The following is an 18,764-nucleotide window of genomic DNA, read 5'->3' on the forward strand; positions in this document are numbered from 1 at the left end:
GATTATCATGGAGTTTTAGATGGCAGTTTTAAAGAAGATAGTTTTAGGTGTGGGCGTACTGATTGCTTTGGTTGTCGTGGTTGGGCTATTCCTTCCAAAGCAATACAAAGTTGAAAGAAGTATTTTAATCAATGCGCAACCTGAAGAAATTTATCCCGATGTCGTCGATTTACGGGCGTGGCAAAACTGGGGCGTTTGGTTTCAACGCGACCCTAGTATGGAAATTGATTACTCTGGGCCAGATAGAGCTATTGGAATGATGTCATCTTGGAAAAGCGTGACGGAAGGCAATGGGGAAATGAAAATTACCGATTTAGAACACAATAAAAAGGTCGTTTACTCATTGGCTTTTCCTGATTGGGAAATGGGTTCGACAGGTTCATTGGTAATATCGCCTGCAGGTGAGGCTACCAAAGTGACGTGGGTTGACTCTGGTGATGTAGGTAACAATATCATCAATCGCTATTTTGTACTCATGATGGACGGCATGATAGGCCCAGATTTTGAAATGGGATTAGAAAATTTGAAAACCGTTGTTGAGAATAAAGGCTAAAAACTAGCCACGCTTTTGCTTAGTGCAGAAGCGGCAATGATTTTCACTACAGACCAAGCCGAGTTTGCTTTTATGGATATGTTCCAAAGCGAACTTGGCTTTTTTCATTTTGGGCGATATAAATTCAAAATACTTCTCTGGTGTTGCTAGATGGTGTTATTGGCGTTATCGATACACCCATGTTAAGAAGCATTTATTGTTTACAAAGACACCCATGTTTACAAAGACACCCATGTTTAGGTTGTCTTAAAAGAATTAAAGAGACACCCATGATTATGACGTTATCGAGACACCCATGGTAGTGTTATGAATAGGATATGAAGCGCTGATGGAAACCTAGCGATCTTACTTAAACAGGTTGGTGGGACAGTTAGTTTACGATGGGTGTCTCGATAAGCTTTTAGGTTTTAAATTGGCCTAATTGTTAAGATTGTTCAGTGTGTTAGTAAGATATAGTGCGCTTAATTGCTGCATGATCGAGTTCTGAGGGTTTTTAGTATAAAGTCCATTAAGTAACTCTTAAATGAGCTGTGGCAGGCTTGCTGGTTAGAAGCGTTTGTGATTTTGTAAAATTACCTTAGGGAAGGACATGCTGGGAAATAAACGTCGTCTAATTGTCGGCCTAGCTTTCAATAAATTGGCCGACTTACTGGCGTCTGCAAAAACTACACTACCTGCACTACTAATCTCTTTGGGGGCTCCTAGCTGGATGGTGATGTGGTTGGTGCCAATTCGCGAATCTGGCGCATTGTTACCACAAGCCCTAATTGGTGTGTATCTACGTAATAAAAGCGCTAGGCACCACGTTTGGCGGTTGGGTATGGCCGTACAGATATCGGCCATATGTACCATGTTAGCTGCTGCACTTGTCACCGAAGGTTCTTTGGCTGGGCTAATAATACTCGCTTCACTTGTATTTCTAAGTTTAGGCCGCTCTGCGAGCTCTCTTACCGTAAAAGACATGGAAGCAGATGTCAGTCAAAAAGGGGAACGAGGCAGGTTGGTAGGGTTAGCATCCACAGCGTCTGGTGTGATGACATTGTGCGCAGCAGTGCCTTTGGTGTATTTTGAAAAAGAGCTTGAAGGCTATTCACTTTACATTTTGCTAGCGTCATCAGCGCTTGCATTTTGTGTCACGCTATTTTTAATGTTTTCAATAAAAACCCATGTTGAAATAGAAGAATCTAAAAATAAGTCGTTGTTTAATTGGCGTTTTGACAACACAGTATATCGGTTCGTTTTTGTGAGGGGACTGTTTGTTCACTCTGCGCTAGTCGCGCCGTACTTCATGTTGGAAAGTGTACAAAGCGCAAAATCTTTGCTTCCGTTTTATCTTGCTGCACAAGCCTTAGCATCTATGCTTTCTTCGTTTCTTTGGGGAAAAATTGCAGATAAAAGCGCTCGATTCACCCTTCAATTGTCAGGAGCCTTGGCATTAATTGCCTGTGTTGGCTTACTTGCTATGAAGCCTGAAAATTTGTGGATGTCTGCAGGGTTGTTTTTTATTCTTTCTATTGCTCATGCAGGCGTGCGAACAGGGCGAAAAACTTACAGTTTAGATATTAAAGATGGGCAAGACAGGACTGAATTAGTCGGTTTTTCAAACACAGCTATAGGCCTTATTTTACTTGGCTTTGGTGGTTTCTACGCGATTATATCGTCATTTATAGACTTTTCAGTGGTGTACATTATGGCTGCAATGCTCACTATGGCGATTTGTACTACGCTTATGTTACCAAAAGAAAAATAAGACAATAGGAGGTCGAAGCCGTGCAAATTACCGTGATTACATTTCTGAAACCCAATTCATATATCAGTCGATATTGGGCGAACGTGGCTCTAGTAATCAAGTTTGGTTTCAAATATGTCTTATAAACAACAAGAAAATAATGGCCCGGCAGTATTGCCAGTAAAAGATCCTGAGGAATTGGAGGGTTATCTTAATGCGTTTTTGGACATATCAGTTGACCCTGTATTTATTAAAGACGGGGAGGGTAAGCTTTTAGTTGCTAACAACGCCTTTTGTGAGCTTGTAAACGTTTCTCGAAAAAAACTCATTGGAAAAACCTTCTCAGATACAATCTACCCACAAGAATTGGTGAAGTTGGCGCACAGCGATCAGCATGTAATTGATACCGGAGAAGATAAAGTCATTGAGCAAACCCTGCAGGGCAAGGGTGACAAAGCAAGGGTAGTACTTGCTAAACTGAGCCGATTTGTAGACCGCAATAATAGACGATTTATTGTTGGTGTTATCCGAGACGTTACCAAACGCAGGCAGAATGAGTTAAGGGAAACAACGCGCAGTGAAGTATTAGAACTCATTACCAGCGGAGAACCTCTAAAAAAGGTGCTAGATGCCATTGTCAGCGTGGTTGAGCTTAATAACCCAGAAATGATGTGCAGCATCTTAATCCTCGAGGATTCAGGGGGGCATCTGCGCAACGGAACCGGAAATAGTCTTCCTAAATTTTATACCGATGCTATTGATGGCATAGAGATAGGTATGGGCGTGGGTTCTTGTGGCACAGCGGCGTTTACTAACGAACGTGTTATTGTTGCAGATATACAAACCCATCCTTATTGGAAAGATTTTAAAGACTTAGCGTTTAGCGCTAATTTAGGCGCTTGTTGGTCTGAACCCATTCGTTCTACTCAAGGCGCAGTACTTGGTACTTTCGCTATTTATCACTCCAGTATTAATTGCCCATCTGATTCTGATCTTGCGTTAATTGAACAAACTGCCAGTTTAGCGAGTATTGCCATCGAAAAAAATCGTTCCGAAGAGACATTAAAGCGTGCTGCCAGCGTTTTCACTCATGCGAACGAAGGCATTATTATCACAGACGCTTCCGCCATCATTATTGAAGTGAACGATACACTTTGCCGCATTACAGGCTACAGTAAATCGGAAGTGCTAGGGAAGAACCCTAAAATTCTTCAGTCTGGACGCCACAGCGCGCAGTTTTATAAAAACATGTGGAATACGCTTAATACTGATGGGCACTGGAGAGGTGAGATTTGGAATTGTCGTAAGGATGGTGAAGTTTATCCTGAAATGGTCACAATCAGCGCCGTCAAAGACTCGGAAGGGCAGGTGCAACATTATGTGTCACTCTCAACTGACATATCAGAAATTAAGCTCAATGAAGGTAAGTTAGAACGAATAGCGCATTATGATCTGTTGACCAACTTACCTAACAGAGTGTTACTTGCCAAGCGCCTTAATCAAGCCATTAAGCACAGTCAGTTACAACAAAATTCACTGGCCGTCGCATTTATGGATTTAGATGGATTTAAAGCGATTAATGATAATTACGGGCACAATATCGGTGATCAGTTTTTGGTTGAAGTCTCCAATGGCTTAAAAGCTAGTTTAAGAGCGGGAGATACAATTGCACGTATTGGCGGTGACGAATTCATTATTATTATGGTTAACTTGGATGAGTTTAGTGATTGTGAGCATGTCTTAAATCGACTTCTTAAATCTGCCTCTGCACCAGTCAATATTGCCGATGCGGTTATGCAAGTGTCGGCCAGTATTGGTGTGACTGTTTTCCCTCAAGATAACGTCGATGCGGATCAGTTAATACGCCACGCAGACCATGCCATGTATATTGCAAAACAGGGGGGTAAGAACCGATATCACCAGTTCGATTTAGAGCAAGATAACGCGATTAATACCTATAACAAGAGCATTGATAATGTACGCGTTGCGTTGGATCGCAAAGAGTTTGTTTTACACTACCAACCGAAGGTGAATATGAGCTCTGGTGAAGTGATTGGTGTAGAAGCTTTGCTCCGCTGGGAGCACCCTGAAAGCGGCTTAATTCCACCGCTCGAATTTTTGCCAGTTATTGAAGGGCACGGTATCAGCTTGGAAGTTGGAGAGTGGGTTATTGATGCCGCTTTAACACAAATATCGCACTGGCAGAAACGCGGTATTTCATTACCCGTAAGTGTGAATATTAGTGCACATCAATTGCAGCAGGACAACTTCACTTCTCGACTAGAAACACTTTTAGCGGCACATCCTGACGTAGACCCAGGCTATTTAGAGCTAGAAATTCTGGAAACCAGTGCACTGCAAGATACCTTTCAGGTATCTTCAACAATGAATGCGTGTCACGATTTAGGGGTGAGCTTTGCTTTAGATGATTTTGGTACTGGTTACTCATCACTTACTTATCTAAAACGTTTGCCAGCTTACTTAATTAAAATTGACCAAAGCTTTGTGCGAGACATGTTAGATGACACTGATGACTTAGCGATTGTTGAAGGTGTGGTGGGATTAGCAAAAGCATTTAAACGAGAAGTGATTGCGGAAGGCGTAGAGTCAGTTGAGCACGGCGTTGCCCTTATCCGCTTGGGGTGTGTGTTAGCGCAAGGCTATGGCATTGCCAAGCCTATGGCCGCTAATCAAGTTTCTCTATGGCTAACTACCTGGGAAGCTAATGAGTCGTGGTTGGCTTTAAGTGATAATCGAGAACCTGCTTGAATCCAGAATTCTCAGGCATTATAAGAGTTATCAAGACACCCACCTTAAGAAGGTTATCAGGGCAACCTTAGCTTATAAGACTACCTAATTTTACGAAGACACCCATGTTTACATTTAAACAGGAGTTGTGGTGAAAATATAAAAGATATGAGGACACCCACCCTAATACAGGTTTAATCTCAACCCTGCTCAAGGAAATACAGTGGGTGTCTCGTTAGTTCTGTTAGCCGAGCAGAAGTTTAAAATCTACCAAGCATTTAGCTTGGCGATTATTTATAGATGCGATGAGGTTACTTAGACAGTTTGAAAAGGAATAATAAGGCCGTAGTGTAACAACTAAGGTAGGGCTACGAATTAACTTTTGACGATAAAGGGCTGCTGAGTCAACAAAGGGGATTTTTTGCCATTTAACTCATATCCGCGGACAAAAGATGGTAACTAGCTTGCGTTGGAAAGCAATTTTGCGTTCTTTATTCCTCTTGCTCGCTGCCGATTGGTATTTTGCTTAAACCTCCTCATTGTGACTTCACACCCAGCTGCATAACTAAATAACTTTTCGAAGCTAGTGGTAAGCGTCTGCCAGTGAATTTGTTTTATCCCTAATCTAGACAATATCGGGGCGTAATTGCTATTGATGTAACCTGGTTTGTCATCACGAATGATTCTTCCCATTGTATCGACGAGTTCAAGGTAATCGGTTAGGCCAATGGGTAATAGTTTGGAGTCGTGTTGTTTACACTCCCCTGTAAACGGTAGCAATTCAGAAGTATTCGAATTGCACTTCATTGCCTGTATTCGTGAGTAAATACTGGTGTACCTAGCGTTTTCAGGCGTGGTCGCAACCTTGGCTCTAACGGGGTTTAAGTCTACATAGGCCATACAGGAAAGGAGGGCGCTTTCATTCAACAAAGCTTGAGATTTAAATCTTCCCTCCCAAAATCGCCCCGTGCACTCGTCTTCTGTATTTGCCGCCCTAGCAATAAACTCATTTAGATTTCGCATAAACCAACTAATGTCATACAGACGCCCACGGTAAATTTCAGCAGTATCGGTTACTGCTTGTATTTCGGCTTCCGAGAGGGGCTCACCTTTAAGGAACCTTTGAGTGAGCAGGGTGCCTTTATGAATACGGTGCCACTTGGTTAGTACTTCTTCCTGGCTCCAGGTATGTGCGCTTTTTTTGTCAACATGCAGGACTACATGGACGTGATTACTCATTACCGCATAAGCACAAATATCAATGGAATACACCGATACTAACTCTAATAATCGGCGCTCTACCCAGCCTCTTCGATGTTCGAAACTTTTGCCAGAATGCTGATCAATGCCGCACAGGTAGCATTGTCTAACGCAGCGAGAAACACAATGATAGTAAGGAGTATCTGCAAGACTGATTTGGCTGCTTCTTGATTGCTGCACGGTCAATATCCAGTAAATTCGTATATCACCATGCTAGCAATCAATGAAAATTGATGAACCTGTATTTTAGGCGTGAATTAATTGAATTGCCCCTTTATTTTACGAAGGATGGCTTGCTGGTAGTGACGTTGCCAGCGATGGGTGTCTTGGTAGCGCTAAATGCCGAAGAAAGTGAATCTAATTTATCTTGGCAAGCAATGCATTAGCTACCTTAGACACTGGTTTTCTGCCTAATAAAGAAGAGATGAATTCAGTAGCAACAAGCAGCTTATCCATACTCACATCAGTTTCGATTCCAAGTCCATTAAGCATATATAGAACGTCTTCCGTCGCCACGTTTCCGCTCGCGCCTTTAGCATAAGGACATCCCCCAAGTCCTGCCACAGCGCTATCTATGCTCGCTATACCGTACTGCAATGCGGTGTAGATATTAACTAGTGCTTGACCATAGGTGTCGTGAAAGTGAACGGCTAAGTCGGCAACAGGCACGTGTTGGCAAACTTGCTCGAGTAAACGAGTTGTAGACGCAGGAGTACCGGTTCCTATGGTGTCACCAAGTGAAATTTCATAGCAACCCATATCTCGTAATGCCTTGGATACCAGTGCTACCGCCTCGCTAGAAATTTCTCCTTCATAAGGGCAGCCCATCACACAAGATACGTAGCCCCTGACTGGGATTTTATGCGTGTTTGCGGCCGCAATGACAGGCTCAAATCTTTTCAAGCTTTCACTGATTGAGCAGTTTATATTTTTTTGAGAAAAAGATTCGGACGCAGCACCAAATATAGCAACTTCATCAGCGCCAACAGACAATGCTGCTTCGAATCCCTTCAGGTTAGGAGTTAACGCAGAATAGATAACTTCTTTAGCTCGGCTAATTCCATTGAAAACTGCGTCAGAATCTGCCATTTGAGGAACCCATTTTGGGGAAACGAAGCTGCCCGCTTCAATACGTTTTAATCCACTTGCGCTAAGCAAATTAACGAGGTGTATTTTGTCTTTAGCGCTAAGAGTCGCCTTTTCGTTTTGTAACCCGTCACGGGCACCAACTTCCACGATACTCACTTTCGAGGGAAAGTGAGTCGTTTGCTTAGTTGTCGAATTTGCAATGGGTGTCTTCATAACGGTTTCCACACTCATTCACCTTTCGGCTCAGGATCAAAATCAATCAACACTGAGCCGCCATCTACTAACTCACCAGGTTGATAAAAATAGCCACGTACCACACCGTCGCAAGGTGCAGCAATACTGTGTTCCATCTTCATTGCTTCCATAATAAGTAGCGGCGCATCTTTTGTAACGCTAGCACCAACCTCAACCAAATGAGCCACCACGGTACCATTCATTGGTGCATCTAAACTCGCACCATTTTGATTGTCATCGTCATCTCCTATATCAGGCGTTACCACCTTGAAATGACAGTTCGAATCTTGACCAAATAAGCCAAATTGCCCTTCATTGTTCGAGAAATGATAGGTACGCCCTACACCATCTACAGAGGCAATTAACTTATCACCAACAAGATAACCAGTTGCTTCAAAGCTTTCGCTATCCGTGCTCACCTTAAGAAAAGTACCCTTTTGATTCAGTGTGTTACCTGATTTGGTAATGTGCCTTATTGTGAGCGAGTGGAGTGCATCATTCACTATAACGGAGAGGGATTCTTGATATTCCATGTTGGGGCGCCATGCGCCAACAACCCCCCAAGGTGAGGGGAGTCCATCGTTCGCCGCATCTTGATTGCGTGAAAGTACAGTTAGTAGTGCAATAGCAGGAAGCTCAGCAACAGCTGATTTACTCTGGCTGCTGAACAGGATGTCAGCGTGTTTATCAATAAAAGTTGTGGTTAGTTCTGCGTTACTGAACGGTGTACTCGACGCCACGTCGATAAGGAAATCAATATTCGTGGTTACGCCGTCAATATGGTATTGCTTTAGTGCGCTAACTAATTGTTTTAATGCAGATTCCCTGTCCTCACCCCATACAACGAGTTTAGATATCATCGGGTCGTAATAAACACTAATGTCGTCACCTTGCTGCACGCCGGTATCGATACGGACTTTACTTGCTGAGCCTTGGCTAGATAACGTGGGTGTCTTGTTTAGCGACTGGCTGTTTTGATAGGAAGCCGGGCTTGCTAACATGGGTGTCTTGATAAGCGAGAGCGTGCCGCTGGCGGGCAGAAAATCATTGTTGGGATCTTCCGCGTAGATGCGCGCTTCGAATGCGTGTCCCGTTAGCGTTAATTCTGATTGGGTCTTGGGCAGGGTTTTTCCTTCTGCGACATCAAGCTGCCAGCGAACCAAGTCTTCACCGGTAATCATTTCCGTAACAGGGTGCTCTACTTGCAAGCGGGTATTCATTTCCATGAAATAGAACGAGCCGTCTTCGTCATACAAGAACTCAACGGTTCCCGCACCTACATAATTAATCGCTTTTGCTGCTTGAAGGGCCGCTTCGCCCATTTGCTGCCGAATATTGGCAGGAAAATTAGGAGCAGGTGCTTCTTCTATGACTTTTTGATGACGACGCTGTACAGAGCAGTCACGTTCAAATAGATACACGCCGTTACCATGGGTGTCACAGAAAACTTGTATCTCAACATGGCGAGGGCGAGTGAGGTACTTTTCAACTAGCATATGCTCATCGCCAAAGCTTGCCATCGACTCTCTTTTCGCTGCACTTAGCGCCGCCGAAAACTCGCTTTCTTTCCACACCTGACGCATACCTTTACCACCACCACCGGCAGCAGCTTTAAGCAACACAGGATAGCCCATAGCATCACTGGCTTGCTTTAAGGTAGCCTCATCTTGATCATCTCCGTGATAACCTGGCACCAAAGGCACGCCAGCACCTTCCATAATTTTCTTGGCCGCAGATTTAGATCCCATGGCTTCTATGGCAGACGCGGGTGGGCCTACAAATATAATATCGTGCGCGGCACATGCCTTAGCAAAATCGGCATTCTCAGATAAAAAACCATAGCCAGGATGAATGGCATCTACATCAAGCTTTTTGGCGTATTCAATAATTGCGGTACCGCGCAAATAGCTATCTTTAGAGGGGGCAGGGCCTAAATAAACCGCTTCATCCGCCTGTAAAACGTGTAAGGCATTTGCATCAGCGTCTGAATAAACCGCCACTGTTTGAATACCCATAGCTTTAGCTGTACGCATCACGCGACATGCAATTTCGCCGCGATTAGCAATAAGTAGTTTTTTAATCATGATCGTTTCTCCTGCCACGCTGGGGGGCGTTTTTCGATGAAAGCCCCTAAGCCTTCTTGTCCTTCTTGCGAGGTTCTTATTTTGGCAATTTGCTTGCTTGTTTCATCAAGCAATTCGGCATTAATAGGAGCATTGGCAACTTGTTGCACTAAGGCTTTGGCTTGCGATACCGCCACGGGTCCGTTTTTTAAAATTTGGGTGACAATATCGTCTATTGTGCTATCAAGTTCATCTTCGGTCACAGCCTCGCTAAGCAGTCCTAGCCTCCGGGCTCGGCGAGCAGAAAAGACTTCTGCGGTTTGAAAATAACGTCTGCATACCCGTGCGCCCATGGCTTCTATCACGTAAGGGCTGATAGTGGCGGGAATAAGACCGATTTTTACTTCGCTTAAACAAAACTTACTTAACTTGCTACCAATGGCAATATCGCAGCAAGCGATAAGACCTACCGCACCGCCAAATGCAGCCCCTTGCACGCGAGCAATTGTGGGCTTCGGCAAGGTGTACAAAGTGTGCAACATGGTGGCTAGCGCCATCGCATCGGTGTGATTTTTAGCTTCATCGTACTGCGCCATGCGCTTCATCCACTCTAAGTCGGCACCAGCACTGAAGCTCTTTCCTTCGCCTTGTAAAACAACGGCGCGAACGCTGCTGTCGTTGCCAGCGCGCGTAAATAGGTTGGTTAACGTGGCAATCATGTCATCGTTGAATGCATTGTGCTTGTCAGCGCGGTTTAGCGTAATAAGGGCAACGTTTCTTTCGTCTACATGATAAGTAACTGCTTGTTCCATAATAAATTCCCCTCAAACTACATGCGAAAGACACCGAAGCGGGTGTCGGGTATAGGTTGATTTAATGCTGCAGATAACGATAGGCCTAACACTGTGCGGGTATCAGCAGGGTCGATAACGCCGTCATCCCATAATCTGGCTGAAGCATAATATGGATGTCCTTGTTTCTCGTAGGTGTCGATAACCGGTTGTTTGATGGCGTGCTCTTGTTCGTCGGTCCAGGCTTCACCTGCACGTTCTTTTTGATCCCGCTTTACTTGAGCTAGTACGCCAGCGGCTTGTTCGCCGCCCATTACCGATATGCGAGCATTTGGCCACATAAATAAGAACCTGGGATCGTATCCACGGCCGCACATCCCGTAGTTTCCTGCACCAAAACTACCGCCAATTAATACGGTAATTTTAGGGACTTGGGCACACGCAACGGCAGTAACCATCTTGGCGCCGTGTTTAGCTATCCCGCCATGTTCGTACTGTTTACCCACCATGAAACCAGTGATGTTTTGTAAAAATACGAGGGGAATTTTACGCATTGCACACAACTCAACAAAGTGTGCGCCTTTTAGCGCGCTTTCGCCGAATAAAATGCCGTTATTGCCGATGATGCCCACCGGATAGCCGAAGATGCGCGCAAATCCACACACTAACGTAGTGCCGTATAAGGGTTTAAATTCATCAAAGTCTGAATCATCTACTACCCGAGCGATAATTTCTCGCACATCGTAAGTTTGCTTTGAATCGGCAGGCACAATGCCGTAAATTTCTTTGGCATCAAAACGAGGGGGGGTTGGCTCTGCCACATCTAAAGCGACGTTTTTAGTTCGGTTAAGTCTAGAAACTGCATTTCTTGCAAGAGATAGTGCGTGATGATCGTTATTGGCTAATTGGTCTGCCACCCCTGAAATACGGGTATGCACGTCGCCGCCGCCAAGCGCTTCGGCACTAACCACTTCACCTGTAGCCGCTTTCACCAGTGGCGGCCCACCTAAAAAGATGGTGGCCTGTTCTTTTACAATAATGCTTTCGTCAGCCATGGCGGGTACGTAAGCACCGCCCGCTGTGCATGAACCCATCACCACAGCAATTTGTGGAATATTCTTTGCCGACATATTGGCTTGGTTAAAGAAAATACGGCCAAAGTGTTCTTTGTCGGGAAACACTTCATCTTGATAGGGCAAGTTCGCACCGCCTGAGTCTACCAAGTAAATACAGGGCAAGTTATTTTCTTCGGCAATGGTTTGTGCGCGTAAGTGCTTTTTCACGGTAAGCGGATAGTAACTGCCACCTTTTACTGTGGCATCGTTCGCCACTATCATGCACTCAATACCTTCCACGCAACCTATCCCCGCTACTACGCCCGCGCAGGGTACATAATCGTCATACACATCCCATGCCGCCAATTGGCCTATTTCCAAAAAGGGCGTGTTGTCGTCAATTAAGGCGTTAATTCTGTCTCGGGGAAGTAATTTTCCGCGAGATTGATGGCGTTGGGCAGCTTGTGCCCCGCCACCTAATGAAACTTGTTCTATTTTTGCAATCAAGTCGTTTACTTGTGCTTGCATATGCTGCGCATTGGCAACAAAGGTGTCTGATTTTGTATTTATCTTTGAACGTAGAACGGGCATACCCCCTCCTGATTGTTCAGTGCAGCCTTATAAGCCGCACAGTCTTTCGTTAAGAGCAAAAAAAGCTGAACTGACACGTTATAATTATTATTTTGATTCGTTAAACAGTTCGCGGCCAATTAGCATCCGGCGAATTTCTGAGGTACCCGCACCAATTTCATATAACTTGGCATCTCTTAATAATCTGCCAGTGGAATACTCGTTGATGTAACCATTACCACCTAAAAGCTGAATAGCGTCTAAGGCCATCTTGGTGGCTAATTCTGCAGAATACAAAATGGCACCAGCGGCGTCTTTACGGGTGGTATCACCGCGATCGCAAGATTTTGCAACGGTGTACACATACGCTCTTGCCGCGTTCATTTGGGTATACATATCGGCAACTTTGCCCTGAACAAGTTGAAATTGACCAATAGACTGACCGAATTGCTCTCTGTCATGAATATAGGGGACAACCACATCCATACAGGCTTGCATAATGCCCAAGGGGCCTCCAGACAGTACCAATCGCTCGTAATCTAGCCCGCTCATGAGCACCCGTACGCCTTCACCTTCTTTACCCAGAATATTTGCCTCAGGTACTTCACAGTCTTGGAACACAAGTTCACAGGTGTTTGATGAACGCATGCCTAATTTGTCGAGCTTTTGTGCACGGGTAAACCCAGGGAAATCACGTTCTACAATGAATGCGGTGATCCCTTTGGGTCCGGCTTGTGGGTCTGTCTTTGCGTAAATCACAAAGGTATGGGCGTCTGGACCATTGGTGATCCACATTTTATTGCCGTTTAAGATGTACTTATCACCGCGCTTTTGTGCACGTAGTTTCATACTCACCACATCTGAACCTGCATTGGGCTCACTCATGGCCAACGCACCAATGTGCTCACCAGACACTAATTTAGGCAGATATTTCTCTCGCTGTTCGTCGTTGCCGTTTCTAAAAATCTGGTTTACGCATAAGTTAGAATGCGCGCCATAACTCAGGCCAATACCCGCTGATGCGCGGCTCACTTCTTCCATTGCTATGGTATGGGCTAAATAACCCATATCGGCGCCGCCAAATTGCTCTGAAACCGTAACCCCCAACAAACCCATTTCACCCAGCTTGGGCCATAATGCGTTAGGGAATTGGTTGTTAGCGTCGGCTTCTTCTGCTAACGGGGCAATTTCATTTTGTGCAAATTGGAAGACTTGATCGCGTAACAAATCAATATCTTCGCCAAGATCAAAATTTAATGTAGGGTAGGAGGTATTCATGCAATTTTTCCTTGTTCTAATTCCGCTAGCTCTTCACGGCATCGTGCTTCTACTTCATCGAGTTCTTGCATCAGGCTTTGAATATCTTCAAGTTGCTGATGAAGTACAGCTCGTTTTTGTGCGGTCATTTCCAACATAGTACCTAGCTGAACAGCGGAGTTGGCGTTGGTGTCGTACATTTCAAATAGGGTTTTTACTTCTGCTAAGGAAAATCCCAGTCGTTTCCCTCTAAGAATGAGCATTAATCTCACTCTATCTTTATTGTCATACACACGGTTTTGCCCGGTACGCTTGGGGCTAAGTAGCCCTTGCTCTTCATAAAAGCGAATGGATCGGTGAGTTATATCGAACTCTCTTGCCAGTTCACCTATGGCGAATACCGACTCTTTCTCGTTGTTATTCATAACACGTACCTTTGGACTGATGTCGTTGTCTTATGCTGTTTACAAAAAGACTATCCCTGAATGAAAAGGGATTCTTGACACTATATATATTGAGGTTTACGTTAACGTTAATTACCTTTTACGTTAAGGTAAAGTAACATTTTGCTAACGTCAATTTTTCATATGTGAGATAGTTCGCTTATCTAAACATGGGTGTCTACATTTTTATACGAAAGTAAAGTTAGTTGAATATTATTCCATAAATTACAGATGGTTAGGAGTTCAAGTGATGAGTAGTGAAACAGTAGTGATCGTAGCAGCGAAGCGCACACCAATGGGGGGCTTCAATGGAAGTCTGTCTGGGGTGGCCGCCACCGAACTAGGTGCCACTGCCATTAAGTCGGTATGTGATACATTCGATATTAGCCAAGTTGATGAAGTTATAATGGGGTGCGTTTTACCCGCAGGCTTAGGTCAAGCACCCGCTCGTCAGGCATCGTTAGGCGCAGGCCTTCCTCTTAGTGCTGGCGTAACAACCATTAATAAGGTGTGTGGTTCTGGTTTGAAAGCGGTAATGCTGGCTCATGATTTAATTAAGGCGGGTAGTGCTGAAGTGGTTGTAGCTGGTGGGTTCGAAAGTATGAGCAATGCGCCGTATATGTTGCCAAAAGCAAGAACAGGCTATCGCATGGGGCACGGACAAGTACTCGACCATATGATGTTAGATGGTCTTGAGAATGCTTATGATGGCAAGGCGATGGGATGTTTTGCTCAAGATACTGCCGATGCTGAAAACATTACCAGAACTGAAATGGATGAATTCGCGCTTAGTTCGCTTTCAAAAGCCCATGAAGCGATTAACAGTGGTAGTTTTAAAGATGAAATCGTGAACGTGACTATTTCTGGCCGCAAAGGCGATGTAGTGGTTGATACTGACGAAGGTCCAGGTTCTGCGCGGCCAGAAAAGATACCATCCCTTCGCCCTGCGTTTAAAAAGGATGGTACGGTAACCGCGGCAAACTCTAGTTCTATATCCGATGGTGCGGCGGCGTTACTAGTTATGAGTGAATCTAAAGCGCACGCGCTGGGATTAACTCCGCTTGCTAAAGTGGTAGCGCATGCCACACATTCTATTGAGCCAGAAAATTTCACGGTAGCACCTGTTGGAGCGATGGAAAATGTGCTCTTAAAAGCTGGCTGGTCTAAAGATGAGGTCGACCTATTCGAAATTAATGAAGCTTTTGCCATGGTAACGATGTTGGCTATCCAAAAGCTGGGATTAGACGAGCGTAAAGTGAATGTAAAAGGCGGGGCATGTGCGCTTGGTCACCCTATTGGTGCGTCGGGTGCGCGGATTTTGGTCACCTTGCTGCATGCACTTAACCAAAAGAAAGCGAAAAAGGGCATTGCCTCTTTATGTATTGGTGGCGGGGAAGGCGTAGCGCTTGCTGTTGAAATGCTATAAGCATGCTTGATTGACGTCAAAAAAAAGCATAATTTTTAGAAAATGGCACCGCAAACCGGTGCCATTTGTGTTTTAATTATTCTAATAACGCGTTCATTATCCGTCGTTGAATAGGTTCACTTTATTATTGAAAAGTGTCTATTTATTAAACTGTTATTTTGACACTTAGCAACTATGAAACGAAATGGCAGGTAAATTGCCTAAATTTTGGCTGAATGTGCTGGTATCGTGATTTTTTAGTTTAGACCGATGTTGCATTTGCAGGCGCTAAGTTAGATACTCTGGTGTGCGATTTTTCGCATTTTACGTATTTGTATTTAGGTGGTCTTTTTGATTTCTTTCAGGTGTTTACGCCTTGTCTTCTTAGCAATGTTGCTTACGCTTTCTTACTCAGTGAAAATAGCAGCACAAGCGCTTCAACAGAACGTCTCTCAAACGCAATCGACCAATAACACGGCTCCTCGTGAAGTGACGTACTGTGTCGATCCCGACTGGGCACCTTACGAAGCCATACGAAATAATAACCATGTTGGTATTTCTGCCGATTATATTCACACTATTTCAGAGCTGTCTGGCTTAAACTTTAAGCTAGTGCCAACTCAATCATGGGAACAAAGTTTAGCGTTCGTACAGCAAGGGAACTGCCAAATACTCTCTATGCTGAATGTTTCTGACTTTAGAAAACAATTTCTCGATTTCTCCACGCCTTACTTCGAAGCACCCAATATTTTGGTTGCCCGTTCAGGAACACCTATTTTGCAAGGTTACGCAGGTATTGGTCATAGAACAGTTGGGGTAGTGAAGGGTTACAGGCAAGTAGAGTACATATCTAGGCATTATCCAGAGCTAAGGCTGAAGTTAGTGCAAACGGAAAGTGAAGGGCTTGCCGAGCTGGCAAGAGGTGAGATCGACGTTATGGTAGGCTCATTATTAAGCGTAAATACACATATCAATAATCAAAAGATAGATAACGTGAGTATTGTGGGTTATGCCGAGCCGTTCGACTCACTTGCGTTTGGTGTTAATAAGTCTTCCAGCGATATTATTCCTATTTTAAATACTGCGATAGCCACTATCTCAGAGAAGAGAAAGGTTGATATTTATAAGCAGTGGAATAACGTACAGGTTCGCTATGAGCAGGATTATTTCAAATTATTGGTAACTACATGTTTCGTATTGATGGCTATTGTTTGCTTGGTGTGGCGCAATAGAACAGTGTCACAATTTAGGCGTTTAACAAAGCAGAAAAATGACGAAATAGAGTCGTTGCAAACTACGTTGTTAGACAGGAATCGTACCCTAGAGTTTTTGTCAGCCCACGATACACTGACAGGGCTGTATAACCGCAACCATATGATTCAGAAGGCAGAAGAGGAAATCTCCCGCTTCCACCGCTTTCATACCACCGCATCATTAATTGTTGTGGAGATTGGGGGTAAGCGTGATTGTCGGGGCGAATTAAATGAATTCGACAGGGAAAATATTCTAAAGCAGGTGGCGTCTCAATGTCTTGCAACCGTAAGAGAAGTAGATGTTGTGTCACGCTTCACAGGCGAGCAGTTCATCATTTTATGCCCCCAAACTGCCCTAGAAGCCGGACGGGTTCTTGCTAATCGCCTGGTGGAATGTATCGACCAAGATGTGCTTACCGACAATGCCGATATGCAAGTTAGTGCGGGTTTATCTGAACTAAAAGAGAGTGAAAACTTCACCGATTGGTTTGAGCGCACAACAAAAGCGTTGTATCACTCAAAAAGACTGGGCAAGGCGAAAGTTTCAGTCGCAGACTAGCGTGCGATGAAAGCGTTGCTGAGCCCGCTGCGGTTTTAACTAGTAGTGATTAGAGCTTATTTTAACGGTTTAAATGATGGGCTCGTAATGCCATTGATGAGAATCATAATGAATGTGGGCTCTTTCATACTCTCGCTCTGAACGCCAATTACGATTGTTCAATTTTGCTGTTACACCAGGATAGAGTTTCTTATTGGCAATAAGCTTAATATCTTGTTGGTACTGAACTTTCGCATCGCTTATTTCCAGCACTTTCGTTTCAATCCAATCAAGCAACGCGTTTTCGTTATTGAACATTTCAAGCGCTTCTGTCACTTTTGCTTTAAGTTCTTTCGGCACTTTTTTACTTTTCAAAATATCAATTTTTTCTTTGTGCTTGCTGTTGTTTTCACGAAGTTGGCGCACAAGTTCGTCTAGCGCCTCTTTACGTTCAAGTAGCTGTGCAAAACCGGGGCTAAAATCGACTTTGAGCATGCTGCCAGACACTGCACCAAGGGTACCGGCTTCTATCCTATCTTGACTCACAATGTCGCAAGCAAACAAGTTGCCCATAGGTTTGTCTATTTGGCCCACAATAACGGCGCCACCACAGTGAAGTTTGCTATAAGCCAATTGGCGGCCAACGGTAATATTTCCCGAGCACTGAATTTCAATACCTTGACCGTGCTGAACGTGAATGCTGCCTTTCGCTATAAGGTGGCAGTTGAATTCACCTGCATTGTCATTTACTTTCCCCATAGCGCCTTCGGTAATAATGATATCGCCACCAGATTCAATGTGAGCAGACTCTACGAAACCATTTATGGTAACGTCACCTTCTGCTTTTATTTGCATTTTTTCTGTTACGTCACCATTAACCAGCACTGCACCTTCATAATTCACGTGACCCGTACCCACATTAACTCCGTTACAAATATAGGTGTCGTCGATATTCATGGTTTGGTCTTGGTATTTGGGCATACCTGCAATTGATGACACTAATAAATTTTGATCGTCATCGGCCTGAACAGTTCCGGTGCCTTTGCGAAATTCAACCCACTCACCAGGAATTGGAGGTAGCTTGCTACCGCGTACATCGAAACCACTTCTGCCTGAGGTTGGTTCTGTGCGACGAAGAACAGGGGTGTCTACTTTAACGCAGATAACTTCACCTAAGTTTCGCATATCAACCCGCTCACCTTCGTTGGTTTGCGGCTTCAAGATACGTTCAAGAGCATTAGGGACTAAAGGGATAAATCGAGATGAACGGCCATTCCTAGCCGGTAGGCCTTTTGCTACTGTGCGCTCGATAATGGCGCCCGGTGGTGATTTTCGTGCTTCCAGTAACATGGCCTCAATGGCTCTTGTTCCAAGACCGCGATGTACATTGTTTTTCGCTGCTAAAGATTTAATGGTATTTAATGCGGGTAATTTACCACCGTAGGGCGACGTGATCACAAGATTGGCCGCCATTGCATCTTCGGGAATACGAAACTCTATTTCGGCGTTTCTTCGTTCACCAACTCGCTCTTGAACAACAGTATTATCGCCGGTTTTGAAGTAATGATTGGCGGTATCACAGGCCGATTTTAAAGCCGTATCAGAAATGTATAACCGTTTGGTTTCACCGGTTGCTAACTCCGCTTTTACTTGGCGTATGTCTATTTCTTTAGAAAACTCAGACGGGTTTAGCGTCAGGTTTATATAGGTTCTTGTTTTATCTAAGCTTATGGTTACGCCGTTCATTACTACATTCATCCTTTGAGCAGTCTTACT

Annotated in this window: 13 protein-coding genes; 5 read left to right on the top strand and 8 right to left on the bottom strand. The window is 44.3% G+C overall.

Annotated elements, in window-relative coordinates:
* Window positions 1-19 precede the first annotated feature (19 nt).
* The 3 genes from KYS23_RS10955 (at window position 20) to KYS23_RS10965 (ending at window position 5,051) form a co-directional block, all read left to right on the top strand.
* Window positions 20-553: an SRPBCC family protein gene (locus KYS23_RS10955; protein WP_159530941.1), complete on the top strand. Its 534-nt coding sequence runs from the start codon at window positions 20-22 to the stop codon at window positions 551-553.
* A 589-nt stretch (window positions 554-1,142) separates the two neighbouring features.
* Window positions 1,143-2,303, top strand: coding sequence for an MFS transporter (locus KYS23_RS10960; RefSeq protein WP_218397008.1), 1,161 nt, complete (start codon window positions 1,143-1,145; stop codon window positions 2,301-2,303).
* Between the two features lie 114 nt (window positions 2,304-2,417).
* On the top strand, window positions 2,418-5,051 hold the full coding sequence (locus tag KYS23_RS10965) for an EAL domain-containing protein (RefSeq protein ID WP_218418637.1): 2,634 nt from the start codon (window positions 2,418-2,420) through the stop codon (window positions 5,049-5,051).
* A gap of 438 nt (window positions 5,052-5,489) precedes the next feature.
* Here the strand turns inward: KYS23_RS10965 and KYS23_RS10970 are convergent, their stop codons facing one another.
* From KYS23_RS10970 to KYS23_RS11000, 7 genes are all read right to left on the bottom strand, one after another.
* Complete coding sequence (locus tag KYS23_RS10970; RefSeq protein WP_218418639.1) at window positions 5,490-6,470, bottom strand: transposase; 981 nt, start codon at window positions 6,468-6,470, stop codon at window positions 5,490-5,492.
* A 177-nt stretch (window positions 6,471-6,647) separates the two neighbouring features.
* Window positions 6,648-7,592, bottom strand: a complete 945-nt coding sequence (locus KYS23_RS10975) for a hydroxymethylglutaryl-CoA lyase (protein WP_218418640.1) — start codon at window positions 7,590-7,592, stop codon at window positions 6,648-6,650.
* Between the two features lie 14 nt (window positions 7,593-7,606).
* Window positions 7,607-9,697, bottom strand: a complete 2,091-nt coding sequence (locus tag KYS23_RS10980; RefSeq protein ID WP_218418642.1) for an acetyl/propionyl/methylcrotonyl-CoA carboxylase subunit alpha — start codon at window positions 9,695-9,697, stop codon at window positions 7,607-7,609.
* Entirely contained in the window at window positions 9,694-10,488 is a 795-nt protein-coding gene (locus tag KYS23_RS10985; RefSeq protein ID WP_159530930.1) for an enoyl-CoA hydratase/isomerase family protein, read from the bottom strand. The genes KYS23_RS10980 and KYS23_RS10985 overlap by 4 nt, the downstream gene beginning before the upstream one ends.
* 17 nt (window positions 10,489-10,505) lie before the next feature.
* A complete protein-coding gene (locus tag KYS23_RS10990; protein WP_218418644.1) occupies window positions 10,506-12,113 on the bottom strand; it encodes a carboxyl transferase domain-containing protein in 1,608 nt (535 codons plus the stop codon).
* Between the two features lie 87 nt (window positions 12,114-12,200).
* Window positions 12,201-13,370, bottom strand: a complete 1,170-nt coding sequence (locus KYS23_RS10995; RefSeq protein ID WP_159530926.1) for an isovaleryl-CoA dehydrogenase — start codon at window positions 13,368-13,370, stop codon at window positions 12,201-12,203.
* Entirely contained in the window at window positions 13,367-13,774 is a 408-nt protein-coding gene (locus KYS23_RS11000; protein WP_057792458.1) for a MerR family transcriptional regulator, read from the bottom strand. Before KYS23_RS11000 ends, KYS23_RS10995 begins: the two co-directional genes overlap by 4 nt.
* Before the next feature lie 268 nt (window positions 13,775-14,042).
* Between KYS23_RS11000 and KYS23_RS11005 the strand changes: the two genes are divergently transcribed.
* Both KYS23_RS11005 and KYS23_RS11010 read left to right on the top strand, forming a co-directional pair.
* Window positions 14,043-15,218 carry a thiolase family protein gene (locus KYS23_RS11005; RefSeq protein WP_159530924.1) on the top strand — a complete coding sequence of 392 codons (1,176 nt, stop codon included), beginning with the start codon at window positions 14,043-14,045 and terminating at the stop codon, window positions 15,216-15,218.
* Window positions 15,219-15,539: 321 nt separating this feature from the next.
* Entirely contained in the window at window positions 15,540-17,009 is a 1,470-nt protein-coding gene (locus tag KYS23_RS11010; RefSeq protein WP_338081878.1) for a diguanylate cyclase, read from the top strand.
* Between the two features lie 69 nt (window positions 17,010-17,078).
* On the opposite strand, the gene KYS23_RS11015 is transcribed toward KYS23_RS11010, so the two are convergent.
* Window positions 17,079-18,734, bottom strand: coding sequence for a FapA family protein (locus tag KYS23_RS11015; protein WP_218418646.1), 1,656 nt, complete (start codon window positions 18,732-18,734; stop codon window positions 17,079-17,081).
* Window positions 18,735-18,764 lie beyond the last annotated feature (30 nt).

This window comes from Alteromonas lipotrueae, assembly GCF_019249255.1.
GTDB lineage: Bacteria > Pseudomonadota > Gammaproteobacteria > Enterobacterales > Alteromonadaceae > Alteromonas > Alteromonas lipotrueae.